General features: G+C 72.7%; 23 protein-coding genes. 7 read left to right on the top strand and 16 right to left on the bottom strand.

Going from position 1 to position 25,217, the window contains the following annotated elements:
• The first annotated feature begins 8 nt into the window (after positions 1–8).
• The 3 genes from ACZ6B8_RS33700 (at position 9) to ACZ6B8_RS33690 (ending at position 1,673) form a co-directional block, all read left to right on the top strand.
• The gene (locus ACZ6B8_RS33700) at positions 9–422 is read left to right on the top strand and encodes a roadblock/LC7 domain-containing protein (RefSeq protein WP_055564496.1); all 414 of its coding nucleotides are present in this window, start codon (positions 9–11) and stop codon (positions 420–422) included.
• Positions 423–517: 95 nt separating this feature from the next.
• Positions 518–1,108 carry a DUF742 domain-containing protein gene (locus ACZ6B8_RS33695; protein ID WP_471086397.1) on the top strand — a complete coding sequence of 197 codons (591 nt, stop codon included), beginning with the start codon at positions 518–520 and terminating at the stop codon, positions 1,106–1,108.
• Positions 1,089–1,673, top strand: a complete 585-nt coding sequence (locus ACZ6B8_RS33690) for a GTP-binding protein (RefSeq protein ID WP_030361923.1) — start codon at positions 1,089–1,091, stop codon at positions 1,671–1,673. Before ACZ6B8_RS33695 ends, ACZ6B8_RS33690 begins: the two co-directional genes overlap by 20 nt.
• Before the next feature lie 66 nt (positions 1,674–1,739).
• Here ACZ6B8_RS33690 and ACZ6B8_RS33685 read toward each other — a convergent pair whose 3' ends face one another.
• Positions 1,740–2,129, bottom strand: coding sequence for a tautomerase family protein (locus ACZ6B8_RS33685; RefSeq protein WP_471609643.1), 390 nt, complete (start codon positions 2,127–2,129; stop codon positions 1,740–1,742).
• A 115-nt stretch (positions 2,130–2,244) separates the two neighbouring features.
• Between ACZ6B8_RS33685 and ACZ6B8_RS33680 the strand changes: the two genes are divergently transcribed.
• Positions 2,245–3,111 (top strand): LysR family transcriptional regulator, encoded by an 867-nt coding sequence (locus ACZ6B8_RS33680; protein ID WP_471609642.1) that lies wholly within the window; start codon positions 2,245–2,247, stop codon positions 3,109–3,111.
• Between the two features lie 57 nt (positions 3,112–3,168).
• Here ACZ6B8_RS33680 and ACZ6B8_RS33675 read toward each other — a convergent pair whose 3' ends face one another.
• The 7 genes from ACZ6B8_RS33675 to ACZ6B8_RS33645 form a co-directional block, all read right to left on the bottom strand.
• The gene (locus ACZ6B8_RS33675; protein ID WP_471086388.1) at positions 3,169–3,360 is read right to left on the bottom strand and encodes an acyl-CoA carboxylase subunit epsilon; all 192 of its coding nucleotides are present in this window, start codon (positions 3,358–3,360) and stop codon (positions 3,169–3,171) included.
• Positions 3,361–3,422: 62 nt separating this feature from the next.
• On the bottom strand, positions 3,423–5,015 hold the full coding sequence (locus ACZ6B8_RS33670; RefSeq protein ID WP_471086385.1) for an acyl-CoA carboxylase subunit beta: 1,593 nt from the start codon (positions 5,013–5,015) through the stop codon (positions 3,423–3,425).
• Positions 5,016–5,211: 196 nt separating this feature from the next.
• Entirely contained in the window at positions 5,212–7,560 is a 2,349-nt protein-coding gene (locus ACZ6B8_RS33665; RefSeq protein WP_471609641.1) for a polysaccharide lyase 8 family protein, read from the bottom strand.
• A 146-nt stretch (positions 7,561–7,706) separates the two neighbouring features.
• Positions 7,707–8,552 (bottom strand): ABC transporter permease, encoded by an 846-nt coding sequence (locus ACZ6B8_RS33660; protein WP_471609640.1) that lies wholly within the window; start codon positions 8,550–8,552, stop codon positions 7,707–7,709.
• Positions 8,549–9,565, bottom strand: coding sequence for an ATP-binding cassette domain-containing protein (locus tag ACZ6B8_RS33655; RefSeq protein ID WP_471609639.1), 1,017 nt, complete (start codon positions 9,563–9,565; stop codon positions 8,549–8,551). Before ACZ6B8_RS33655 ends, ACZ6B8_RS33660 begins: the two co-directional genes overlap by 4 nt.
• A 436-nt stretch (positions 9,566–10,001) precedes the next feature.
• On the bottom strand, positions 10,002–10,850 hold the full coding sequence (locus tag ACZ6B8_RS33650; RefSeq protein ID WP_471086373.1) for a DUF4097 family beta strand repeat-containing protein: 849 nt from the start codon (positions 10,848–10,850) through the stop codon (positions 10,002–10,004).
• A 113-nt stretch (positions 10,851–10,963) separates the two neighbouring features.
• Positions 10,964–11,515: a hypothetical protein gene (locus ACZ6B8_RS33645; RefSeq protein WP_471609638.1), complete on the bottom strand. Its 552-nt coding sequence runs from the start codon at positions 11,513–11,515 to the stop codon at positions 10,964–10,966.
• Between the two features lie 311 nt (positions 11,516–11,826).
• Here ACZ6B8_RS33645 and ACZ6B8_RS33640 point away from each other — a divergent pair, with 311 nt between their 5' ends.
• On the top strand, positions 11,827–12,453 hold the full coding sequence (locus ACZ6B8_RS33640) for a YceI family protein (protein WP_471609718.1): 627 nt from the start codon (positions 11,827–11,829) through the stop codon (positions 12,451–12,453).
• 28 nt (positions 12,454–12,481) lie between these two features.
• Positions 12,482–13,045 (top strand): hypothetical protein, encoded by a 564-nt coding sequence (locus tag ACZ6B8_RS33635; protein ID WP_471086367.1) that lies wholly within the window; start codon positions 12,482–12,484, stop codon positions 13,043–13,045.
• 31 nt (positions 13,046–13,076) lie between these two features.
• Here the strand turns inward: ACZ6B8_RS33635 and ACZ6B8_RS33630 are convergent, their stop codons facing one another.
• The 7 genes from ACZ6B8_RS33630 to ureA all read right to left on the bottom strand — a co-directional run bounded on the left by ACZ6B8_RS33630 (position 13,077) and on the right by ureA (position 21,550).
• Positions 13,077–13,967, bottom strand: coding sequence for an alpha/beta fold hydrolase (locus ACZ6B8_RS33630; RefSeq protein ID WP_471086364.1), 891 nt, complete (start codon positions 13,965–13,967; stop codon positions 13,077–13,079).
• 125 nt (positions 13,968–14,092) lie between these two features.
• The gene (locus ACZ6B8_RS33625) at positions 14,093–15,463 is read right to left on the bottom strand and encodes a hypothetical protein (RefSeq protein ID WP_471086361.1); all 1,371 of its coding nucleotides are present in this window, start codon (positions 15,461–15,463) and stop codon (positions 14,093–14,095) included.
• Positions 15,464–15,511: 48 nt separating this feature from the next.
• Positions 15,512–17,116 (bottom strand): citramalate synthase, encoded by a 1,605-nt coding sequence (cimA, locus tag ACZ6B8_RS33620; protein ID WP_471609637.1) that lies wholly within the window; start codon positions 17,114–17,116, stop codon positions 15,512–15,514.
• 332 nt (positions 17,117–17,448) lie between these two features.
• Complete coding sequence (locus ACZ6B8_RS33615) at positions 17,449–18,060, bottom strand: TetR/AcrR family transcriptional regulator (RefSeq protein ID WP_471086355.1); 612 nt, start codon at positions 18,058–18,060, stop codon at positions 17,449–17,451.
• Positions 18,061–18,075: 15 nt separating this feature from the next.
• On the bottom strand, positions 18,076–19,113 hold the full coding sequence (locus ACZ6B8_RS33610; RefSeq protein ID WP_471086352.1) for an agmatine deiminase family protein: 1,038 nt from the start codon (positions 19,111–19,113) through the stop codon (positions 18,076–18,078).
• A gap of 11 nt (positions 19,114–19,124) precedes the next feature.
• Complete coding sequence (locus ACZ6B8_RS33605) at positions 19,125–20,846, bottom strand: urease subunit alpha (RefSeq protein WP_471086349.1); 1,722 nt, start codon at positions 20,844–20,846, stop codon at positions 19,125–19,127.
• Positions 20,843–21,550: an urease subunit gamma gene (gene ureA / locus ACZ6B8_RS33600; RefSeq protein WP_471609636.1), complete on the bottom strand. Its 708-nt coding sequence runs from the start codon at positions 21,548–21,550 to the stop codon at positions 20,843–20,845. Before ureA ends, ACZ6B8_RS33605 begins: the two co-directional genes overlap by 4 nt.
• Positions 21,551–21,721: 171 nt before the next feature.
• Here ureA and ACZ6B8_RS33595 point away from each other — a divergent pair, with 171 nt between their 5' ends.
• Positions 21,722–23,227: a cytosine permease gene (locus ACZ6B8_RS33595; RefSeq protein WP_471609635.1), complete on the top strand. Its 1,506-nt coding sequence runs from the start codon at positions 21,722–21,724 to the stop codon at positions 23,225–23,227.
• Between the two features lie 710 nt (positions 23,228–23,937).
• Here ACZ6B8_RS33595 and ACZ6B8_RS33590 read toward each other — a convergent pair.
• Positions 23,938–25,029 (bottom strand): branched-chain amino acid aminotransferase, encoded by a 1,092-nt coding sequence (locus ACZ6B8_RS33590; protein WP_471609634.1) that lies wholly within the window; start codon positions 25,027–25,029, stop codon positions 23,938–23,940.
• Between the last annotated feature and the right edge of the window lie 188 nt (positions 25,030–25,217).

The raw sequence follows: 25,217 nt of genomic DNA, 5'->3' as shown, positions 1-25,217 counted from the left end.
TGAGCCCGATGAGCCAGGCGGCACAGAACCTGAACTGGTTGATCACCAACTTCGTGGACAACACCCCCGGGGTGTCCCACACAGTGGTGGTCTCCGCCGACGGACTCCTTCTGGCGATGTCCGAAGGCTTCCCCCGCGACCGCGCCGACCAGCTCGCGGCCGTCGCCTCGGGTCTGACCTCGCTGACCGCCGGGGCCTCCCGGATCTTCGAGGGCGGCTCCGTGACCCAGACCGTTGTGGAGATGGAGCGAGGATTTCTCTTCATCATGTCCATTTCCGACGGTTCCTCGCTCGCCGTTCTCGCCCACCCGGATGCGGACATCGGTCTCGTCGGGTACGAAATGGCACTTCTTGTCGATCGCGCGGGCACGGTCCTCACGCCGGACCTGCGCGCGGAGCTCCAGGGGAGCCTTCTCAACTGACAGACGGACGGTGCGTTTTCGTGTCCCGGCCCCGTAAGGTTTCGGGACGCGGCTCCACAGTGATGGTGCCCGGCACAGTTGGAGGAGGAAGCAACGTGGCAACACCCCCAGACGGTTCGTCATCGGCGAACTGGTCCCCTGGTCACGGCCAGGGCGGCCAGCACGGCGGCGGTCCGAACAGGTACAACTTCCCCTCCACGCCGAGCCACCGCCGCCAGCCGTACGCGCAGCCCCAGCAGCCCGGGCCGCGCCCCTACGAGCAGGGCAACCCGGCGCACGCGCCGCGCATCCAGCCCGTGCAACCCCAGCGACGCGCCCCCGAGCCGGCGCCCGCGGGGTCGGCGAACAACCCCCTGGTGCGCCCGTACGCCATGACGGGCGGCCGCACCAGGCCCCGCTACCAGCTCGCCATCGAGGCGCTGGTGCACACCACCGCACAACCGCACCAGTTGCAGGGCCAGTTGCCCGAGCATCAGCGCATCTGCAACCTGTGCCGCGAGATCAAGTCAGTCGCCGAGATCTCGGCGCTGCTCTCCATCCCCCTCGGCGTCGCCCGGATCCTCGTAGCCGACCTGGCGGAGGCCGGACTTGTCGCCATCCATCAGCCCGGCGGCGACGAGACCGCCGGCGGCCAGCCAGACGTGACACTGCTCGAAAGGGTGCTCAGTGGACTTCGCAAGCTCTAGCGGCGGAGCAACAGCCCGCTCCACCACCAGCGCGAAAATCGTGGTGGCGGGCGGCTTCGGCGTGGGCAAGACCACGTTCGTCGGGGCGGTCTCTGAGATCAACCCGCTGCGCACCGAGGCCGTCATGACGTCCGCGTCCGCGGGCATCGACGACCTGACCCACACCGGAGACAAGACCACCACGACGGTGGCCATGGACTTCGGCCGCATCACCCTGGACCAGGACCTGATCCTGTACCTCTTCGGTACGCCGGGTCAGGACCGTTTCTGGTTCATGTGGGACGACTTGGTCCGTGGCGCGATCGGCGCGGTCGTCCTGGTCGACACGAGGCGGCTCGCCGACTGCTTCCCCGCCGTCGACTACTTCGAGAACTCCGGGCTGCCCTTCGTCATCGCCCTCAACGGCTTCGACGGCCACCAGCCGTACACGCCCGACGAGGTGCGCGAGGCGCTGCAGATCGGCCCGGACACCCCGATCATCACGACCGACGCGCGCCACCGCGCGGACGCGAAGAGCGCGCTGATCACGCTGGTCGAGCACGCGCTGATGGCACGGCTGCGGTAGCGCTCCGCCCCTTTTGCCTGCCTGTACGCGGATGTGGGCCCGCACGCCGTGGCGTGCGGGCCCCTGTCATGTCCCGCGGTAGTGGTCGAACTGGGTCACGCCCTGGTAGCCGTAGCTCTCGGGGTGCAGTTCGTGCAGGGCGACACCGCCCCGGGCGAGCGGGCCGAGGAGCTCCGTCAGGAACGCGGCGGCCCCGGCGATGAAGGCCGCCTTCTCCGCCGCACTGTTCGTGCCCGCGGTGATGCTGACCTCCAGGTGCACATCGCGGACGCCGTCCGCGAGGGGTTTTCCGGCCACGTAACAGCGGTCGGCGGGGACGAGGTCGAGGTGGACGACGGTCCGCGCGGCCGACTTGCCGAGCGCGGTGACCGCGAGGCGGGTCAGCCCCTCGGCGAGGTCGCGCCGGGTGTCGGCGGGCAGGTCGGGGTCGGTGACGGTGGCCCTGATGTGCGGCATGGCTCTCCTGCGGTGCGTCGCTCGGTCCGCCCGGTCCGGCGGCCCGGAGCAACTCTCGCCCCGCCGGGCATCCTTGATCCAACACGAGACCGTCATGGAGGGATGAGCCAGCCTCATGACCGTGAACTTTCCGCAGCTCAGAGCGTTTCTGGCGGTGGTCGACGCGGGTGGCTTCAGCGCGGCCGCCGCCGAACTGGGCGTGACGCAGTCGGCGGTGTCGCACGCCGTGGCCTCCCTCGAACGCGAGCTGGCGGGGCCGCTCCTGGTCCGGTCGGCCCCGGTGCGGACGACCGCGCTCGGCGAGCGGATCCTGCCGCACGCGCGCGGCGCGCTGTCGGCCGTCCGCTCCGTCGAGCGGATCGCCGCGGCCGCCGCCGACACCCTGACCGGCACGGTGCGGCTTGCCGCCACCCCGACGGTCGGCCGGGGCCTGCTGCCCGCCCTGCTGCGGTACTGGCGGGAGAGCACGCCCCAGGTGACGGTGCGGGTCTTCGAGGGCGAGAGCGCCGAGATCGCCGCGTGGCTGGAGAACGGCACGGCCGACGCCGCCGTCCTGGTCGACCCGCCGCCGGGCCCCGGCACCCTGCTCGCGGTCGACGGCTACCGCGCCCTGCTCCCCCGCGACCATCCGCTGGCGGGCGAGCCGGCCGTGGACATCCGCGAGCTGGAGGACGACGACTTCCTGGTCGCGCCGGGCGGCTGCGAGGAGCGCGTCCGCGCGCTCCACGACCGGGCGGGCCTCGCACTGGCCCCGGCCCACCGGGTCAGGGACCTCGCGACCCTCATCGGCATGGTCCGGTCCGGTCTGGGGGTGAGCGTCCTGACGGAGGCCGCCCGCCCCCTCGTACCGTCCGATCTGACGCTGATACCGGTGACGCCGCACGCCGCGCGCCGTCTGGTGCTCGCCGGGCCGCGCGGCCGCCCCTGGCACCCGGCGGTCCGGCCGCTGGCGGAGTCGGCCGCCGCGCGCCCGGCCCCGTGACGCGCCGAGGCCCCGCCTCCCTACGCGGGAAGCGGGGCCTCGGCGAAGCGGCGGGTGTCAGCCCTGCCAGCTGTGCGGGGCGCGGAAGCCGGGGCTGCGCTCCAGGCGGCGCCAGCCGGCCTTGTCGCGGCCGCGGCGGGCGGGGGCGGCCGGCTGGGCGGCGGCGCGCGCCAGCAGGATCGCGGTGATGGCCGCGACCTCCTCGGGCTCGGCGTGGCCCTTCTCGACGCGGATGTCGGGGGTGGTCATCTGCAGCGTTCTCCTTGTGGGCACCTGCGTGGGTTACTGCGGTGGCGGACGCCGGACCGTCGCTACTGCGGGGGGTTGCCGTGCTTGCGCGAGGGCAGGTCGGCGTGCTTGTTGCGGAGCATCGCGAGCGACTTCACGAGGACCTCGCGGGTCTCCGCCGGGTCGATGACGTCGTCGACCAGGCCGCGCTCGGCGGCGTAGTACGGGTGCATCAGCTCGGCCTTGTACTCCTTGACCATGCGGGCCCGCATCGCCTCGGGGTCCTCGGCCGCGGCGATCTGCCGGCGGAAGATCACGTTGGCGGCGCCCTCGGCACCCATGACCGCGATCTCGTTGGTCGGCCAGGCGAACGTGAGGTCGGCGCCGATGGACTGGCTGTCCATGACGATGTAGGCGCCGCCGTAGGCCTTGCGCAGGATCAGCGAGATCCGCGGGACCGTGGCGTTGCAGTACGCGTACAGCAGCTTCGCGCCGTGCCGGATGATGCCGCCGTGCTCCTGGTCGACACCGGGCAGGAAGCCCGGGACGTCGAGGAGCGTGACGATCGGGATATTGAAAGCATCGCACATCTGCACGAAACGGGCGGCTTTTTCGGAGGCCTCGATGTCGAGGACACCGGCCAGCGCCTGCGGCTGGTTGGCGACGATGCCGACGACCTTGCCGTCCAGGCGGGCCAGGGCGCAGATGATGTTGCGCGCCCAGCGCTCGTGGACCTCCAGGAAGTCGCCGTCGTCGACGAGCTCCTCGATGACCTTGGCCATGTCGTACGGCCGGTTGCCGTCCGCGGGGACCAGGTCGAGCAGGACGTCGGAGCGGCGCTCCACCGGGTCCTCCGACTCGTGCGCCGGCGGGTTCTCCCGGTTGTTGGAGGGGAGCATCGAGATCAGGTAGCGGACCTCGGCGAGGCAGGTCTCCTCGTCGTCGTAGGCGAAGTGGCACACGCCCGAGGTCTCCGCGTGCACGTCGGCGCCGCCCAGGCCGTTCTGGGTGATCTCCTCGCCGGTCACCGCGCGGACCACGTCGGGTCCGGTGATGAACATCTGCGAGGTGTCGCGGACCATGAACACGAAGTCGGTCAGCGCCGGCGAGTAGGCCGCGCCGCCCGCGCACGGGCCGAGCATGACCGAGATCTGCGGGATGACGCCCGAGGCCTTGGTGTTGCGCTGGAAGATGCCGCCGTAGCCGGCGAGCGCCGAGACGCCCTCCTGGATACGGGCGCCCGCGCCGTCGTTGAGCGAGACCAGCGGGGCACCGGCCGCGATGGCCATGTCCATGATCTTGTGGATCTTGGTGGCGTGCGCCTCGCCGAGGGCACCGCCGAAGATCCGGAAGTCGTGCGCGTAGACGAAGACCGTGCGGCCCTCCACCGTGCCCCAGCCGGTGATGACACCGTCGGTGTACGGCTTCTTGGCCTCCAGGCCGAAGCCGGTGGCCCGGTGCCGGCGCAACTGCTCGACCTCGTTGAACGAGTCCGGGTCGAGGAGCAGTTCGATCCGCTCGCGCGCCGTCAGCTTGCCCTTGGCGTGCTGCGCCTCGGTCGCCTTCTCGCTCGGCCCGCGCAGCGCCTCGGCACGGATCTCGTGCAGTTCGGCCACGCGGCCGCGCGAGTCGGTGGGCTCGCCCCCAGGCGAAGCGGTCTCGTCCAAAACGGTCATGTAGCGACCTTACGGAGCGCCCCCGGGGAAACGGACCGTCGACTCCTCACAGTCTCCGGGCCGTTTTCCTGGCACCCCCGGACAGAAGAGGGCCGCCGTACTGAAGAAGTGACGGCTCAGCCCCTCCGTCGCTGTAGGGGTTCCACAAAAGAACCCCTACGGGGGCGGTCCCGCGCTGTTCCGGGGCACCCGGGATTCACCTGAGAGTCACCTCACATCGGTGGCCGGCACACGCGGTTCCCGGGGTGACGCGGATCCGCAGCGACCCGCCGGTGGCGAGGACCTCTACTCCGGGGTCCTCGGCCACCACCCGGGAGACGCGCCGGTTCCAGGTGAATTCGAGCGATTCTCCGGTGCGCGGGGGCTCGCTCACCACCACCGTGGCCCGCCCGCCCCGCCGCCGGATCAGCACGCTCGCGGGGGCGGTGACCCGCAGCGGCCCCGCCGCGCCGGCCCGCCAGAAGTTGGCCGCGATCAGGCCGAGCGAGTCGACGGCGACGGCCTGCGCCTCGGCGGAATTGGCGAGGACCGACAACCAGCGCCGGTCGGCCGCCCGGGCCGCGAGGGCGCGGCGCGAGGCCCCGGGCATGAGGAGATAGGCGTACGTGGCGTCGGCGGGGTCGGTGCCGTGGTCGAGCCAGAGGGTCTGCCAGCGCCGGGTCCGCCGCTCGGTGGAACTGGTGGTGTTGATGTCGGACCAGGCGCCGGTGCGGTCCTCGCGCAGGCTGTGCAGCCCGCTCGCGCCGCCGGGGAAGACCCAGCCGCCGTGCCCTTCGAGGTGCGCCCAGCGGGGGTGCGCGCGGTCGTCGAGGGTGAAGCCGGCGTCGCCGGCCTCGCCCAGGTTGCGGTTGTCGACGACCGTCTCGACGGCCGCCCCGTCGTTCGCGGTGATCCCGGCGCCGAGGCAGATCACGGCGTCGGCGGCGCAGAACCAGGACTTGCGGGCCGTCAGCGTGGAGCCGAGCCCCCTGAGGTGCTGCCCGATCGCCGCGAACTCGCCGTCCGTCGCCCCGCCCACCCAGGTCACGGCGGGCCGGGCCGCGCCCCACTCTCCGCCCGCCCTGTCCGGGAGCCGCTTGGTGGAAACGGTCGTGCCGGGCAGCCGGTAGGGGTCGACGGTCGGCCAGAACCAGTCGGTGTACTGGTCGCTGGGCTCCCCCGCGGCCCACCAGGAGAGCATGCCGGCGCCGGTGTGCCAGCCGCGCGGGTTCTCGCCGTTGCCGCACTCGTAGTAGGCGATGCGCTCCGAGGCCATCGAGAGCTGCGCCGTGAAGCCGGGGCGCCGGTGCACGGCCCGGTCCATGGCGGCGAACAGCCGGTGCTCCACCGGCTCCGGCGCCGCCCGCACACCGGAGTCCGCGACCGCGTGCAGCCGCGCCAGGTCGGCGACCCCGAACTGCCGGGCGGCGAGGATCGGGGCGACGGTGTCCCGCTCGATCCAGCCCTTGACGCGGCCGTGCCAGCGCTCCCGCTCGGCGGCGCTCGCCCCGCCCGCGAGCAGGGCGATCGCGGCGATCAGTCCCTGGCCGTGAAAGTGGTCGCTGCGCATGATCTTGCGGTCGTCGCTCTTCAGGTAACCGCGGCTGACGGCACGGCCGTTGACGCCGTCCATCACCAGACCGTCGAGGATCAGCGGGGCGTACGCCCGCTCCACGCTGTCGAGGATGATCTGCTTCCCGGGGTCGGTGACGGCCCAGGTCGACCCGGCGAGCAGCGCGAAGAGCCGGCCGAGGCCGTCGAGCATCACCTGGCCGTACGTTCCCGAGTACGCGATCCAGGTGTGCTGGACGAACGAGCCGTCCGGGTAGAGGCCGTCGCCCTTGGTGACGTACGGGAAGACCGGCGAGAGCGCGTCCCGGGCGAGGGCGACCTTGGCCGGGGACCTGCCGAGGATGCCGCGCAAGGCGACGGAGCGGCACAGGTCGACGCGGTTGGCGCCGGTCGACGTGCCGGTGTAGGCGCCGAGTTCGGAGTCGGGGATGAAGTGGTCGACGGCGGCACAGGCCTTGGCCCTGCGCTCCGCACCGAGCTCGTCGTGCAGCGCCGCCACGATGTCCATGAGCAGCCGCGGGCTGCCGATCTGCCACTCCCACCAGTTGCCGTAGCGGGTGGTGGCGGGGTGGTAGACGGTGGCCTCCAGGTGGTCGACGCCGCGCAGCACGTCGGCGAGGAGCCCGGCGTCGCCCGTCGAGCCGGTGCCTGCACAGACGTACGCCTGGGTCATCGTCCACAGCCTGCTGTAGCTCAGGGTGATGCCGGCGGGTGGGTCGAACGGGGCGTCGGGCCACAGGGATCCGGCGGCCGGGGCCATCGCCGCGCGGGCGGCGCGGGCGAGGTCGCCGGTCTCCTTCAGGCGGGTGGCGTACGGCTCGGTGGCGGGGTCGTAGCCGGTGCCGAGGGAGATCTCCAGCCAGCGCCGCCGCAGGACGGTGAACTCGTCGTCCCCTTCGGCGGCGTGCGCCGGGGCCGGCAGGGTCAGCGGAGCGGCGGTACCGGCCGCAGTGAAAGCGGTTGCGGCGAGAAAGGTGCGGCGGGTCGGGGTCATGCGACAGGGGTGTACCAGCCTGGAGAAAGCGCTGTCTATACCTCTGACACCGCGTCTCCCGAAGGGAACCACGAAGAACCGTGCGACCGGCGGCGGCCGGTCGCACGGTTCGCGGACTCCGGCGCACGGCGGAGTACCGGGGGCTCCTACCTCTTGGCGCCCCGGCGGAAGAGCGCACGCGCCCACAGGAAACCGAGGACGGCGATCGCGACACCCCAACCCACCGCGAGCGGACCGAACTTGCCGATCTCCGTACCGGTCAGCAGGCCGCGCAGGGTCTCGGTGAAGGCGGTGTACGGCTGCCACTCGGCGAAGTGGTGCAGCCAGCCCGGCATCGAGTCGAGCGGCACGAACACGCTGCTGAGGAAGGGCAGCAGGAAGGAGAAGGGCAGGGCGGCGCTGCTGGCCGCCTCCGGAGCCTTCACCAGCTGCCCGAGCGCGACCGCGAGCCAGGTGAGGGCCAGCGACATGAGCGCCAGGAGCCCGAGGGCCGCGGCCCACTCGACGGGTCCGGCCCCGGAGCGGAAGCCCACGAGGAGGGCGACCCCGATGACCAGGACGACGCTGAGCATGATCTGGATGACGGCGCCGACCGCGCGGCCGGTGAGGATCGAGGAGCCGCTGATCGGCATCGTACGGAAGCGGGCCACGATGCCCTCGGTCATGTCCATGCTGACGCCGACCGCGGTGGGCAGCACGCCGGCGCCGACGGCCATCAGCAGGATGCCGGGGACGAGGTAGGAGAGGTAGTCGTCGGACGATCCGGCGCCCATGCCGGCCGACATCGTGCCGCCGAAGACATAGGTGAAGAGCAGCAGCATGGCGATGGGCATGCTCACCAGGCTGATCGTCATGGCCGGGTAACGGCGGGCGTGCATGAGGTTGCGCCGCAGCATGGTCCGGGAGTTGCGCAGCGCGGAGGTCGGCGCGGGGCCGGAGCCGTCGGACCGCGGGATGTCCGTGGCGGCAGGGGTGGTGGTCACGGTGCTCATCGGGTCGTCGCTTTCTCGTGGTCGGGGCGGCCGGTCGGGCGCGCGTCGTCGGGGCGGCCGGTCACGGCGAAGAAGACGTCGTCGAGGTCGGGGGTCTCGACGCCGAGTCCCTCGACCTCGATACCGGCGGCGTCGACCTGGTCGAGCACCGCCTTCACGGACTTGAGGCCGCCGTCGCCGGGGACGTGGAGGGTCAGGGCGTCCTCGTCGGCGGTCCCGGTGCCGAGCAGCCGCGCCGCGTCCTTGAGGCCGTCGAGGCCGGCGAAGCGCAGCTGGACGTGGCCGCCGGGGACGAGGCGCTTGAGCTCGGCGGGCGTGCCCTGGGCGACCAGCCTGCCGCCGTTCAGCACCGCGATGCGGTCGGCGAGTTGGTCGGCCTCGTCCAGGTACTGCGTGGTGAGGAAGATGGTGACGCCGTCGGCGACGAGGCCGCGCACGATCTCCCACATGGTGTGCCGGCTGCGCGGGTCGAGGCCGACGGTCGGCTCGTCGAGGAAGATGATGCGCGGGCCGCCGACCAGGGTCATCGCGATGTCGAGGCGGCGCCGCATGCCGCCGGAGTACGTCGACGCGGGCCTCCCCGCCGCCTCGACGAGGTCGAACCGCGTCAGGAGGTCGGCGGCGAGCCGCCGGGCGGGGCGCCGGCCGAAGCCGTACAGGTCGGCGATGAGGCGCAGGTTCTCCTCGCCGGTCAGGAGGTTGTCGACCGCGGAGAACTGGCCGGTGACGCCGATCGCGGCGCGCACCTTCCCGGGCTCGCGGACCAGGTCGTGCCCCGCGATCCGGACCTCCCCCGCGTCGGGGCGGATCAGGGTCGACAGGATCTGTACGGCGGTGGTCTTGCCGGCGCCGTTGGGGCCGAGCAGGGAGAAGACGGTTCCCCGGGGGATGTCGAGGTCGATGCCGTCGAGGACGGTCTTCTCGCCGAAGGACTTGCGCAGACCGGTGGCGGTGATCGCGGCCGGGGGCGACTGCGGCCGCGACCGCGTCGGCGTGGGGCGGGGCGTGGACATGTCGTTCCTTTCAGGGGGCGGACGGCCGGTCAGGGGCAGCCTCGATATCGGACACCAGTTCGAGTCGGTTCCGGGTCGGCTGCCCGTGGCAGCGAAGGAAGGGAAGGAAGCGTGTGCGTGCCGCAGGGGAAAGCGAGCCGAGCGGGCGGCGGGCAGGGAGGGGCCGTATGCGGCGGGTGGAGGGGACGCGGTATGCGGTGCGCGGATGCGGTGCGCGGTCTGCGGTTGGCACATCACGGCGGCCGGGTCGACGCTCGGCGCGCGGGGGGGGCTCCACAGGTGGCGGGCTGGGGTCACCTCAGCCCGCAGGCAAGGCCACGGGTGGTACGGGCGGTTCGGGCGGGCGGAGCCTCGGAGCGCGCACGCCCCCGCGGGCCCACCGGTGTCACGGCCCGGGACAGGACGCCGCGGCCCGGGCCGGGCGGCCGTCCGCGGATCAGGCGCGGTGGACCGTGATGTCGCCGAAGCCCGAGCGGGCCCGCAGCCTGAGGGTGTCGGTGGCGTCGGCGGGCGCCTGCGAGGTGCCCGACTCCTCCAGTGACTGACGGACCACGCCGCCCCCGGTCCGTACGTCGAGCCAGGCGGCCGAGCCCTCGCGGATGCCGACCTCGATCTTGCCGGCGGCCGTCTCCAACTCGCTGGTGCCGCGCACCAGTTCGCCGACCTGGATGGAGCCGCACGCGGTCTTCACGCAGACGTCGGCGGCCGCGCGGTCGAGGGTGACGGAGCCGTTGGACGTCTTCGCCGTGATGGCGCCCTCGACGTCGCCGAGCACGACGGCGCCGTTGGAGTTCTTGGCGACGACCTCGCCCCGGATCTCGCCCAGCCGGATCTCGCCGGAACCGGTGGAGGCGTGGGCCGCCCCGTCCGCGTACCCGATCAGTACGTCACCGAAGCCGGTGGTGGCCCTGACCCCGGCGGCCCGCTCGACCCGCACGTCACCGGCGGAGGTCTTGAACTCGCTCTCGCCGAGCCCGCCTTCGGCGGTGATGTGCGCCATGGTGGCCGTGGCCCGCACCTCGGATCCGGCCGGCAGCGCGATGTCCACCTCGACGGACGATCCCTTGCCGAACAGGGAGCGCTCCTTGGGTCCCTTGACCAGCAGCTTGCCGTGGGAGTACTCGACGCGGGTGCGCTCGGCCGCCCTGACGTCCGCGTCGCGGGACGCGCTGCTGGGGCGTACGTCGACGACGGTGTCCGTGCGGTCCCCGGCCACGATCCGGAGGGATCCGACCTCGATCGTGACCGTGGCGGTGATGGGCTTCGGGGTGTCGAAAGAAGGCATGGCTGTCCCGTCCTGGGAGCTCGTCGAGCCGCGGAGGCTCGGTTGATGGAGGTGGGCGGCGGTGCGTGCGGTGCCGTGCGGGCCGATCGACGCGCGGGCCGGGCGGAGCCGCGTCAGCGCACCCAGCCGGTGAAGCGGTTGTCGGGGCTCCACGACCCGCCGTGGCCGGACTTCGCCTCCGCCCGGCCGTCGGGCCGCTCGAGGGCCCCGGAGACCGCGCGGACGAGCCAGGCGTTGACCGAGAGGCCGTCCCGGTTCGCGGCCTCCTCCACGCGGGACTTCACGTGCGCGGGCAACCGGAGGTTGATCCGGGCGGTCCCCCCGTCCTCCGCGGCCTCGGGCGCGGCGGGCGGCGGGGGCGGCACCTGCTGGGCCCGCATGAGGGCCGCGTACTCGGCCTGGGCGTCGAACGCCTCGGCCGCGGGCGGCGGCGTCACCACGAACTCGGGGTCGATCCCGCGCAGCCGTACGTCGACCGATCCGGGCGCGAGATCGACGGTGATCTCGTCCGCGGCGGCGGAGAGCGCGTTCAGCAGGGTGAGCCGGGCGGCCGACTCCAGCGGGGCGGTGAGGCGCTCGGCCAGCGCACGGGCCTCGTCCCCGCCGGCTGCGGCGGCCACCGCGAGCTCTTGGCGGAGCTGGTCGACGTACTGCGTGAGGTTCATGACGCCATAGTGGCACCACATTGGCGCCATGACAACCACCAATGTCGCCAGGGGCCGCCGACGCCGGCGACTTCAGCCCTCTTTCCGCAGCTCACAGCACGTGACTCACCTTTTGACGCCACGATGGCACCACCTTCCCGACCCATGACGCCACGCGCGCACCAACCGCCCACCCGCGCGGCGCCCCCTTCGGGTGACCACAGAAGACACGCCGCGCTAGAGGTTGAACATTGAACTGAATCGCGCTACATTCAATCTCGTTGAACTTTCAACAGCAGCTCCCACCGGAGCTCGTCCCCAAGGAGCACGTCATGGGTCTCTTCGGCCGCAAGAACGACACCGACACCGTCACCGCCGTCCCCTCCACCACCGCCCCCGCCGCGGTCGCCCCGGAGCTCGCCGCGCTGACCGGTGACTACACGATCGACCCCGCGCACTCGACGATCGGCTTCGTCGCGCGGCACGCCATGGTCACCAACGTGAAGGGCTCTTTCCTCGACTTCACCGGTGCCCTGCACCTGGACGGCACGGACCCGTCCCGTTCGACGGCGACCATCGACGTGGCGATGCAGAGCATCGACACGGGCAACGCCGACCGCGACGGACACCTGAAGAGCGCGGACTTCTTCAAGACCGACGAGTTCCCGGAGATGACCTTCCGCTCCACCAAGGCGGAGGCCCTGGGCGGCGACGACTACCGCGTCACCGGCGACCTGACGATCCTGGGCACCACGAAGCCGCTCTCCATCGACCTGGAGTTCAACGGCTCGGCCAAGGACCCGTTCGGCAACGAGCGCGTCGGCTTCGAGGGCAAGGCGGAGATCCTGCGCTCGGAGTGGGGCCTCACCTGGAACGCCGCGCTGGAGACCGGCGGCGTACTCGTCTCCGACAAGATCAAGCTGAACTTCGACATCTCGGCGATCAAGGCCGGCGCCTGAACCTGCCGGCGCGCGCTACGGTTTCGCCGTGCCCGAGTTCATCCAGCAACTGCCCGCTCTCCTGGGCGTGGTCATCGGTGCGGTCGGCTCCTACGTGGCCATCACGCGGGGCGACCGCATCCGGTTCCGCCGCGAGCAGGCGGCACGCTGGGAGGAGCGGCGGCTCGCCGTCTACAGCGAGTACGCCCGGGTCCTGAAGCAGACCGTCAGCCTCACCTACCGGGTCGCCGCCCACCTCGGCAACGACCCGCACCCGCACCCCCTCTCGCCCGACGAGGCGGTGCCGCACTTCACCCAGGCCGCCGAGGCGCGCGACCCCGCCGGGGAGGCGCTGCTCATGCTCGGCGCGCCGGACGTGGTCGACGGGGGCCGGGCATGGGTCCTGACGGTGATCGCGATGGAGCACTTCCTGCGCGAGGACACCCACGACCCCGAGGCGTGGGCGGCCCTCCTCGCACAGCAGCGGGCCGCGCGCGCGGCGTACTACGCGGCGGTCCGGCGGGACTTGGCACTGCCTCCGGGACACCCGGGCCAGTGGCCGGTGACGCCCCCGCCCGCGACACGGCCGCCCGCCCCCTCCGGAGGTCCGTGAACACCCGCGCCACCCGCCTCCACCCCCTCGCTCACCGCCCGTTCAGCGTGTGCCCCAGGATCGCCTCGACCAGCGGCCCGTGCACCGCGGGCGGCAGCGAGTGGCCCATGCCCGCGATCTCCACGAGCCGTGCGCCCGCGATGACTTGGGCGAGGTGCTGGGGGTGCGGGAGCGGGAAGACGGGCTCCGCGGTGGCGGAGACGACGAGCGTGGGCACCCGGGTCCGGGCGAGCTCCGCGGTGCGCAGCATCCCCGAGTCGTCGGCCCGGCCGTGCGCGGCGGAGTCCAGATAGCTGCCCGCGTGGGCGATGATGCCGCGCTCCAGTTCCCTGAAGTACACGGCGTCGAACGGGAGTTGGCCGCCGCTCAGCCGCCGCCAGTGCTCGACGCGGCGGTCCAGTTCGGCCTCGGGGCCGTGGTCCTCGACCGGCTGCGACCACATCTGCAGGATCTCCGGTGCGATGCCGGGGAGCTCCGCGACGGGCACGGAGGTGCCGTCCGGCCGCACGTACGGCGTCTCGCTCAGCGCGCACGTACCCATCAGGGTCGCGCTCAGCACCCGCTCGGGCCGGTCGGCGAGCACCAGTTGGGTGAGCATGCCGCCCAGGGAGAGGCCGACGAGGTGGGCGCGCTCGACCCCCAGGGCGTCCAAAACCGTCACCGCGTCGCGCGCCAGGTCGGTGACGGCGTAGGGGTGCTCGTCGAAGGACCGGGTCGAGCGGCCGGTGTCGCGGTGGTCGTACCGGATGACGTGGTGATGGGCGGCGAGCGCGTCCACCAGCGGCTCGGGCCAGCCGAGCCCGGAGGCCTGGGCCCCCATGACGAGCAGCAGGGCGGGGGCGTCGGGTGCTCCCCGGCGCTCGGTCCACAGCCGCACACCGGGTGCGACCTCGACGTACTGCTCCTGAACCTGTTCCGGCACGCTACGGCCCTCCACGACCCGACGATTAGAGACGGAACGTATCGTCTCGCATCCTCGGTGTGCGGTCAAGCGGTCCAGCCCGCTTGGAGCCGCCCCCGCCCAGAACCGGACCCGCCCCGCCCCGCCTAGAACCCGCCCCCGCCGCCGAAGTCCCCGCCCCCGCCGAAGTCGCCCCCGCCACCGAAGTCGCCGCCGCCACCGAAGTCCCCGGGGTCGAAGTCGGCGCCGGAGAAGTCGCCGCCGTCGTAGCCGCCGCCGAAGTCGCCGTACCCGGAGCCGTAGTCCGCCGCGTAGGCGGGGGACGACATCATGCCGCCGAGCATGGTGCCGACCAGCAGGCCCGGCAGCAGGCCGCCGCCGAAGTAGCCGCCCGCCCAGGGGCCGTAGGCCGGGCCCGCCTCCCAGTAGGGCCGACGCTCACCGGACTCCGTGACCACGTGGCGGGCCGCCGGGTCCTCGCCGTCCGCCAGCCGCGCCGCGTCCGCCGCGCAGACCGGGACCGAGCGCTCGGGACCGCCCGGCGGCGCCCAGGCCGCGTCCTCGACCGAGGGCCCGTGCCGCGGGTCGAAGAAGCAGGGCGCGCGCCGCTCGGGCAGCTCGCGGCCCTCGCGCCGGGCGGCGAGCAGGGCCAGCGAGAAGCGCCCGTCCTCCAGGGACTGGGTGACGGCGCGGACGTCCTCGGGGCGGGTCGCCGCGGCCATGTGCGACTTCGCCTTCTCGTACGCGTCGAGCGCGCGCTCGTAGTCCGCGCGCATCGCGTCGTCCGCGCCCGCCTCCGCGGGGTGGAAGTCGAGCCGGTCCAGCTCCTCGCCGAACGCGGTGATGTCCTCGTCGACGACGACGGACAGCTTGTTCAGCGCCTCGCGTTGGCTCTCCTCGTGCCGCCGCTTCTTGCGGCGGATCACGGCGTACGCACCGCCCGCCCCGGCGACGACGACCACGCCGACACCGATCAGGGCGCCCGTCGACACCCCGTTGTCCGCGCCGCCGCCCCAGGACCGCGGGGCCTTGCCGCCCGCCTGCACCAGGGCCTGGCGGACGAAGTGGTCCAGCTGGGTCGCGGTGTCCTCGCCCTGGACGAGGGAGACGAGGTTGTTGACGGCGTTGCCCGTCAGCACCGACCGGTCGGCCTTCGCGTCGAAGCCGCCGCCGAGCCGGACCGCGTACAGGCCGGTCACCCCGGTCTCGGCGCGCAGCCGCGGGAAGATGTCCTGCTGCGGGAAGTCGTCCGGGAGCACCGCGACGAAGACCGGCTTGTCCGCCTTCTTGATCCGCTCGGCGAGCGCGTCGGCCTGCTCGCCGGAGAACTGGTCCGAGGCCGCGGGGTCCACGTACACGGGACTCTTCTTCCAGGCGTCGGCCACCACCGACGCGCTGGAGGCGTTCGGCGCCCCGGTGGCCGCCGGCGCCCCGGGTGCCGCCGTGAAGGTCACGGCCCCCAGGGCGAGCAGCAGCCCCGAAAGTCCGACAGTGATCCGCTTCGCCCGATTCCTCATACTTCGAACGTAACCCAGTGGGGACACGGACGGAGGTTCGAGCCGGGGTTACTCGACCGGCTCGACGCCGGCCCGCAGCAGGCCGTAGGTGTAGGCGTCCTCCAGGGCGCCCCACGAGGCGGCGATGACGTTCTCCGCGACGCCGACGGTCGACCACTCGCCGACGCCGTCGGTCGTGGAGATCAGGACGCGCGTGGTGGAGGACGTGCCGTGCTTGCCCTCCAGGATGCGGACCTTGTAGTCGACGAGCTCCAACTTGGCGAGCTGCGGGTAGATCCGCTCCAGGCCGACCCGCAGCGCCCGGTCGAGGGCGTTGACGGGGCCGTTGCCCTCGGCCGTGGCGACGATGCGCTCGCCCTTGGCCCACAGCTTCACGGTGGCCTCGTTGGCGTGCGTGCCGTCGGGGCGGTCCTCGACGATGGCCCGCCAGGACTCCACCCGGAAGTAGCGCCGCGCGCGGCCCTCGGCCTCCTCACGGAGCAGCAGTTCGAAGGAGGCGTCGGCCGCCTCGTACGTGTACCCCTGGAGCTCGCGCTCCTTGACCCGCTCCACGACGCGGCCGATCAGCTCGCGGTCGTTGCCGAGGTCGACGCCGAGCTCCTTGCCCTTGAGCTCGATGGAGGCGCGGCCCGCCATGTCGGAGACGAGCATCCGGATGCGGTTGCCGACGAGGTCGGGGTCGATGTGCTGGTACAGGTCCGGGTCGACCTTGATCGCGGAGGCGTGCAGGCCCGCCTTGTGCGCGAAGGCGGAGACGCCGACGTAGGGCTGGTGGGTCGACGGGGTCAGGTTCACGACCTCGGCGATGGCGTGCGAGACCCGGGTCATCTCCCGCAGCGAGCCCTCGGGAAGGACCTGCTTGCCGTACTTGAGCTCCAGGGCGGCGACGACGGGGAAGAGGTTGGCGTTGCCGACCCGCTCGCCGTAGCCGTTGGCGGTGCACTGCACATGGGTGGCGCCCGCGTCCACGGCGGCGAGGGTGTTGGCGACGGCGCAGCCGGTGTCGTCCTGGGCGTGGATGCCGAGCCGGGCGCCGGTGTCGGCGGCCACGGTGGCGACGACCGCCTGGACCTGGGCGGGGAGCATGCCGCCGTTGGTGTCGCAGAGCACGACGACGTCGGCGCCGGCCTCGGCGGCGGCCCGTACGACGGACTTGGCGTACTCGGGGTTGGCGCGGTAGCCGTCGAAGAAGTGCTCGCAGTCGACGAAGACGCGGCGCCCCTGGGCGACCAGGTGGGAGACGGTGTCGCGGACCATCGCGACGTTCTCGTCGAGGGTGGTGCGCAGGGCAAGTTCGACGTGCCGGTCGTGGGACTTGGCGACGAGCGTGATGACGGGGGCGCCGGACGCGAGGAGGGCGGCCACCTGCGGGTCGTCGGCCGCCCTGGCGCCGGCGCGGCGGGTGGCTCCGAAGGCGACGAGCTGGGCGTGCCGGAAGGTGATCTCCTGCTGGGCCCGCGCGAAGAACTCGGTGTCGCGCGGGTTGGCGCCGGGCCAGCCGCCCTCGATGAAGCCCACGCCGAAGTCGTCCAGGTGCCGCGCGATGGTCAGCTTGTCCGCGACGGTGAGGTTGATGCCCTCGCGCTGCGCGCCGTCGCGCAGGGTGGTGTCGAAGACGTGGAAGGAATCGTCGGGAACGCTGGTGTCCGTCATGCTGATCTGGCTCCTGTGTCGGATCTCGGTCTACCGGAATGACCGGCTCCACCACCCCCAATGATCCCTCGCGCTCCGTGTCCGGCTGCAGTTGGGCCGGGAAACGAAAAAACCCCTCGCGGGTGCGAGAGGTCTGCGCGCGGGTCGAGGCGACGGTGTCCGCCCGTACGTGATGGGTACGAGGCGGTCACTGCGGACCGGCGCGCCTGCTGCCAATAATCATGGCGAACGAGAGCACGAGGGCAGCTTGCCACGGTTCGGCTTCGCGCGGGACGCCGTCTCACGATGCGGGCGCCGCCGCCCGGTCGCGCTCGCGGCGCCCCGCCGCGCCGTCAGGCCGTGCCGGTCGCGAGCGCCCCGTCCAGGAACTCCCGTACGTGCGCGATGACGTGCTCGCGGCCCGTCCCCCGCAGCCCGATCGCCACATGGATGGAGAACCCGTCGAGCAGCGCCCGGAGCCGGGCGGCGAAGCGGTCGGGGTCGACGGCCCCGAACTCCCCGCGCGAGACGCCCTCGGCGAGCAGCGCCACCAGGTCGCGGTGCCAGGCGCCCTCGATCGCGGCCTGCCGGTCGCGGCCGTCCTCGTCGGCGTTCAGGGAGCGGTTCCAGACCTCCAGCCAGAGCGTCCAGTGCGGGTCGCCCGCCGCGTCCGGGACGTACAGCTCGACGTAGGCGTCGAGGCGGGCGCGCGCCGTGCCGGGGCGGGCCAGGAGCCGGCCGCGCTCGGCGCCGAGCCGCCCCTCGCTCCACTCCAGGGTGCGCAGGAGCAGCTCGTCCTTGGTGCGGAAGTAGTAGAGGAGGTGCCCGGAGCTCATGCCGACCTCGCGGCCGAGCGCGGCCATGGTCAGCTTCTCCAGGCCGCGCTCGGCGATCATCTCCATCGCGACGGTCAGTACGTCCTCACGCGGTGGGGCGTTCTTCCGCGCGCGGACTTGACCGGCCATGTTCCCGCTCCTTGCTCACACCTTCGGCTGCTGCTGGGTGATGCAGTGGATGCCACCACCCCCGGCAAAGATCGTACGGGCGTCGACGAGCGTCACCGTACGGCCGGGGAAGAGACCGCGGAAGATGCCCGCCGCGATCTCGTCGTTCGGGTCGCCGAAGGCGCACAGGACGACGCCGCCGTTGCACAGGTAGTGGTTGATGTACGAGTAGTCGACCCAGCCCTCGTCGTCCTTGAGGACGGTCGGAGCGGGCACCTCGACGATCCTCAGGGTGCGGCCGCGGGCGTCCGTCTGCCCCTTCAGGGCCGCGACGACCTCCTGGCTGACCTCGAAGTCGGGGTGGGAGGGGTCGCGCTGGGCGTGCACGAGGACCACGCCGGGCGCGGCGAAGGCGGCGACGATGTCGACGTGGCCGAGGGTGCCGTAGCCGTGGCCGGGGTAGTCAGCGGTGAGCCCGCGCGGCAGCCAGATCGCCTTGGTGGTGCCGAGGTGGGCGTGGATCTCCGCCTCGACCTGCTCCCTGGTCCAGCCGGGGTTGCGCTCGGGACCGAGCTGGACGGTGTCGGTGAGCAGGACGGTGCCCTCGCCGTCGACGTGGATGCCGCCGCCCTCGTTCACCAGTTTCGAGGCGTACGTGGCGGCTCCGGCCAGGTCGGCCACGTACGCGCCGATCTTGGAGTCGTGGTCCCAGCGCGCCCACTCCTGGGCGCCCCAGCCGTTGAACGTCCAGTCGACGGCGGCCAGCCGGCCCTTGCCGTCGGTGAGGAACGTCGGCCCGATGTCCCGCATCCAGGCGTCGTCGAGCTCGCGCTCCACCACCTCGATGTCCGGGCCGAGGAGCTCGGTGGCGTACGCGGACTGGGCGGGGCCGCAGACCACGGTGACCGGCTCGAAGCGGCGTACGGCGCGGGCCACGTTGGCCCAGGCGAGGCGGGACTCGTCCAGGCCCGCGGGGTCGTCGAAGGTGGGGTTGGGGCACGGCCACGCCATCCAGGTGCGCTCGTGCGGGGACCACTCGGCGGGCATGCGGAAGCCGTCGGCGGCTGCGGTCATGACGTACACCCTTAAAGGAAGTAGAGGCGGTTGAGGGAGACGGAGTCGGCGGGCTCGGAGCGGACCGGGTCGCCGTCGAGGGTGACCAGGCCGGTGCGCTGGTTCACGTCGACCGCGCCGGTGCGGGAGTTCAGGCGCAGGTCTGCCGGGCCGATGCCGCGGGTGCCCCGGACGGCGACGCGGCGCCTGCGGGTGGGCATCGTGTCGTTGCCCTGGTCGAGGGCGGCCTGGGCGACGAAGGCCACGGAGATGTCCGCGGGCACCGCGCCGTGGCCGCCGAACAGCGGGCCGAGGACGAGGGGTTCGCAGGTGTCGGTGGCAGCGTTCGGGTCGCCGGTGACGCCGAAGGCGGGGAAGCCGGCCTTCAGGACCAGCTGCGGCTTGGCACCGAAGTACTCCGGGCGCCACAGCACGATGTCGGCGAGCTTGCCGACCTCCAGGGAGCCGACCTCGTGGGCGAGGCCGTGCGCGAGGGCGGGGTTGATGGTCAGCTTGGCCATGTAGCGAAGCACGCGCGCGTTGTCGTCGTGCGCGCCGTCGCCCTCCATCGGGCCGAGCTCGGCCTTCATCTTCCCGGCCATCGCGAAGGTGCGGCGGACGGTCTCGCCGGCCCGGCCCATGCCCTGCGCGTCGGACGAGGTGATGCCGATGGCGCCCAGGTCGTGCAGGACGTCCTCGGCGCCCATCGTGCCGGCGCGGATGCGGTCGCGGGCCATCGCGGCGTCGCCCGGCAGATCGGTCTTCAGGTCGTGGACGGAGACGATCATGCCGTAGTGCTCGGCGACCGCGTCCCGGCCGAAGGGCAGGGTCGGGTTGGTCGAGGAGCCGATGACGTTCGGTACGCCCGCCATCTTCAGGACGTTCGGCACGTGACCGCCGCCGCAGCCCTCGATGTGGAAGGCGTGGATGGTGCGCCCGTCGAGGACCTTCAGGGTGTCCTCGACCGACAGGCACTCGTTCAGCCCGTCGCTGTGCAGGGCGACTTGGACGTCGTGCTCCTCGGCGACGCGCAGCGCGGTGTCCAGCGCGCGGGTGTGCGCGCCCATGTCCTCGTGCACCTTGAACCCGGAGGCCCCGCCCTCGGCGAGCGCCTCGATCAGCGGCGCGTCGTGCGAGGAGGAGCCGCGCCCGAGGAAGCCGATGTTGACCGGCCACGCGTCGAAGGCGTTGAAGGCGTGGCGCAGCGCCCAGGGGGAGTTGACGCCGACGCCCCAGACCGGCCCGAACTCCTGGCCGATGACGGTGGTCACGCCGGAGGCGAGGGAGGCCTCCATGATGCGCGGCGAGAGCAGGTGGACGTGGGTGTCCACGGAGCCCGCGGTGGCGATGAGCCCCTCCCCCGACACGATGGACGTGCCGGTGCCGACCACCACGTCGACGCCGTCCAGGGTGTCGGGGTTGCCGGCCCGCCCGATCGCGTGGATGCGGCCTTCCCGGATGCCGATGGACACCTTGCGGATGCCCTGCACGGCGTCGATGACGACGACGTTGCTGATGACGACGTCGCAGGTCTCGCGGACGGCTGCGGCCTTCAGGTGCAGTCCGTCGCGGGCCGTCTTGCCGAACCCGGCGAGGAACTCGTCGCCGTACTTCTGGGCGTCGGACTCGACCCGGATCGTCAGGCCGGAGTCGCCGAGCCGGACGTGGTCGCCGGCGCGGGGGCCGTGGGTGGACGCGTACTCATGCGGGGTGAGGCGGCGCGGTTCGGCGGCGTGGCCTCCGGGGCGGCTCATCGTTCGGCCTCCTGCTCGGTCGGGTGCGGTACGCCGAGGTAGCCGCAGGCGGCGGCGCGGCGCAGGGCTTCTTCGCGGGCGCCCGGCGCGTCCAGCGGGCCGTCGACGAGTCCGGCGAAGCCGATGGCGATCCGCTCGCCGCCGATCGGCAGCAGCCCGACGTCGGCGCTCTCGCCGGGCCCGAAGCGGACGGAGGACCCGGCGGGGACGGCGAGGCGCAGCCCGTAGGCCGCGGCGCGGTCGAAGTCGAGCCGGGGGTTGGCCTCGAAGAAGTGGAAGTGCGAGGTCACCGAGACGGGCACGGTCGCGGTGTTGTGCACGGTCAGGGTCACGGTGGCCGTGGTGTCCTCGTGCTGCGGGCCGGGCAGCAGCGCGCCGGGCGCCTCGTCGCCGAGTCCGCCGCCGCCGATCGGGTCGGCCACCACCGCGAGCCGGGACCCGTCGTCGAAGACCGCCTCCACGTGCACCTCGGTCACCACGTCCGCGACCCCGGGGAGCACGTCGTCGGGGCCGAGGACCGCGCGGGCCCGCTCGATGGCCTCGGCGAGCCGGACGCCGTCGCGGGCGGCCTCGCAGACGGTGTCGGCGATCAGCGCGGTCGCCTCGGGGACGTTCAGTCTGAGGCCGCGTGCCTTGCGCGACCTGGCGAGCTCGGCGGCCCCGAAGAGCAGCAGCCGGTCGCGTTCGGTGGGCGTGAGTCGCACGCGCCGTACCTCCCTGTTGCACGTTTAGAGCAACACTCTAACGACGAAATCCGCATGCGGGAACCATTGACGTCAAGGGGTTTTACGCGTCACATTGAGCGCTGCTCTAACGTGCGACGTGCGACACGTGGAGGCAACCGATCGGGACCAGCGAGCGTCAGGGGCACCCTCATGCCGATAGAACAGCGCGGAGTCGACACCATCCCGGACGGGGAGCGCACCAGCGGTCCCCGCGATCTCGTGTCGATCCTCATCGGCTCCAACCTCTGCCTGGGGGTGATCATCTTCGGCTGGCTGCCGGTGTCGTTCGGCCTCGGCTGGTGGCAGTCGGTCGGCGCGGTGGTGGCGGGGACGGTGCTCGGCACGGCGCTGACCGCGCCGCTCGCGCTGGTCTCGCTGCGCACCGGGACGAACCTCTCGACCTCCTCCGGCGCCCAGTTCGGGGTGCGCGGCCGGCTGGTCGGCTCGGTCGTGGGGCTGCTGCTCTCGCTCGGCTACACCGCGCTGACCATCTGGATCGGCGGTGACGTGATGGTGGACACGCTGCACCGCCTGCTCGGCCTGCCGGCCGGCGGACTCACCTACTCCGTGATCTACGCGCTGCTCGCGGCGGCCACCGTCGCCGGGGCCGTCTACGGCTACCGGGTGCTGCTGCGGCTCTCCCGCATCCTCGCCGTCGGCATGACGGCCCTGCTGGTCCTCGGCGTCATCGCCTACGCCCCCGACTTCACCACCTCCGCGCTGCCCGGCGCGGGCGGTTACGCGCTCGGCTCGTTCTGGCCGACCTGGCTCCTCGCCCTGGTCGCGGCGGGCCTCTCCGGTCCGATCGCCTTCATCACCCTGCTCGGCGACTACACCCGCTACGTCTCACCGGCCCGGCACAGCTCCCGCAAGGTGCTCGGCGCGGCCTGGCTCGGTCTGATCGCCGGGCTGCTCGTCCCGCAGCTCTTCGGCACCTTCACCGCGTACGCGGCCCGGGCCGCCCTGGAGTACGCGGGCGGGCTCGTCGACGCGTCGCCCGGCTGGTACCTGGTGCCGCTGCTGCTCGCCGCGTCCGCCGGATCGGTCGGCAACGCGGGTCTGATGCTCTACTCGATGGGGCTCGACCTCGACGCGATCCTGCCGCGCGCGTCCCGTGCCCGCGCCACGTACACCGTCGCCGGCGTCGCCACCGTGTGTGTCTTCGTCGGGCACTTCGCCTGGGAGGCGCAGGACGCGATGACGTCCTTCGTGCTGCTGCTGACCGCCATCGGCACGCCGTGGGCGGTCATCACCCTGATCGGGTTCGCGCGCTGTCGCGGGCAGTACGACGCGGAGGCCCTCCAGGTCTTCAACCGGCGCTCCCGGGGCGGCGTCTACTGGTACCGCGCCGGCTGGAACGTCCGCGCGACGGCCGCGTGGGCGCTGGGCGCGGCGGTGGGGCTGCTCGCGGTCTCGCTGCCGTCGTACGAGGGTCCGCTGCTGCGCCTGACCGGCGGGGTCGACTGCAGTTTCCTGCTGTCGGGGGTGGTGGGCGGGGTGGCCTACGCGGCACTGACGGCACGGGACCGCGGGCCGGCGGGCGCCGGGGCCTCCCTGGAGGCGGCGGCGGGGGCGGCTCCGGCAGGGGTGGCTGCGGCGGGGGCGACTGCGGCGGGGGCGGCTCCGGCTGACGCCTCGGTGGATCACGTGGTGTGAGTGTCCGGTCGGCGGGGGCGTGCGTCTGCGCCTGGGGTTCGGTTGTGGGTGCGGGGCCGCGGGGGTATGTGCGTACTCGCCATCCCTGCGGCGCCGCCTCGCGGACAATGTTGCTAGAGCGTGCTCGGTGCTCCGTGCGCACATACCCCCACGTCCCCTCCCGAGCGTGTGCGGGTGCGGCCCGGTGGGGCCTGCGAGCCGCGCCGCCCCCTGACGGCGAAGCCGTTCAGGGGCGCGGGGAACTGCGCACCTGCGGCCCGGTGCGGGCCTGTGAGTCGCGGCACCCCCTGACGGCGAAGCCGCTCAGGGGCGCGGGGAACTGCGCGACCAGCCACGACGGACCCGCAGCCGACAGGCGCACGAGAAACCCCGCACCTGCGGCCCCGTGCGGGCCTGTGAGGCGCGGCGGAGCCGTTAAGGGGCGCGGGGAACTGCGCGACCAGCCACGACGGACCCGCAGCCGACAGGCGCACGAGAAACCCCGCACCTGCGGCCCGGTGCGGGCCTGCGAGCCGCGCCGCCCCCTGGCGGCGGAGCCGTTAAGGGGCGCGGGGAACTGCGCGACCAGCCACGACGGACCCGCAGCCGACAGGGGCGCGGGGAACTGCGCGGCAGGCCGGTTACGGCAGGCCCGCGGCCGGGGGACGGGAAAGGCCCCGCTCCTCCGGCGGAACCGGAGGCGCGGGGCCACGCCCAAGAGGTTCAAGCCCTCAGCCGAGATCGTGCATCCAGCCGTGCCGGTCCTCCACCGTGCCCCGCTGGATGTCCAGCAGGGTCTCGCGGAGCCGCATCGTGACCTCGCCCGGCTCGCCACCGCTCTGCTGCCACTCGCCGCCGTTGCACTTGACCGTGCCGACGGGGGTGATGACCGCGGCGGTCCCGCAGGCGAAGACCTCGGTGAGCGTGCCGTTCTCGGAGTCGGTCTTCCACTGCTCGATGGAGACGCGGCCCTCCTCCGACGCGTAGCCGAGGTCACGGGCGACCGACAGGAGCGAGTCGCGGGTGACGCCGGCCAGCAGGGAGCCGGTGAGGGTGGGGGTGATGATCTTGTCCCCGTACACGAAGTACAGGTTCATGCCGCCCAGTTCCTCGACCCACTTGTGCTCGACGGCGTCGAGGTAGGCGACCTGGTCGCAGCCCTTGGTGGCCGCCTCCGCCTGCGCGAGCAGCGACGCGGCGTAGTTGCCGCCGGTCTTGGCGTCGCCCACGCCGCCGGGGACGGCGCGCACGCGGTCCTCGGAGAGCCAGATCGAGACGGGCTTGACGCCACCGGGGAAGTAGGCGCCGGCGGGCGAGGCGATGACGACGAAGAGGTACTCGTTGGCGGGCTTCACGCCCAGGCCGACCTCGGTGGCGATCATGAAGGGGCGCAGGTAGAGGGAGTCCTCGCTGCCGTGCTCCGGCACCCACGCCTTGTCCTGGCGGACCAGCAGGTCGCACGCCTCGATGAACGTCTCGACCGGCAGCTCCGGCATGGCGAGGCGGCGCGCGGAGGACTGGAAGCGGCGGGCGTTGGCGTCGGGGCGGAAGGTCGCCACCGTGCCGTCGGGCTGCCGGTAGGCCTTCAGGCCCTCGAAGATCTCCTGGGCGTAGTGCAGGACGTTCGTCGCCGGGTCGAGCGCCAGCGGGCCGTACGGCACCAGCTGGCCGTCGTGCCAGCCGCGGCCCTCCGTCCACTTGATCGTCACCATGTGATCGGTGAAGTGGCGGCCGAACCCGGGGTTCGCCAGGATCGCCTCGCGCTCGGCGGTGGCCAGCGGCGTCGAGGAGGGCTTCAGCTCGATGGTCGGCGTCGTCGTCATGAGTCCTACGTCCTTCACGTGTGATGGTGACGGACCGCGCTCCCGTCCGTACGCCCAGTACTAGGACGTCCGAGTTTCCCCGCTGCTGTCACGGCCCCTCGTTCGATTATCGCCCGTGGGGTCCCGCAGGAGGAAACGGCGTGGTCGCGGTCCGAGGGTCGATAGTGACACCTGGGAGCGGATACGAG

It is taken from the genome of Streptomyces sp. NPDC041122 (assembly GCF_055592445.1).
This window is presented reverse-complemented; position numbering and strand designations above follow the sequence as displayed.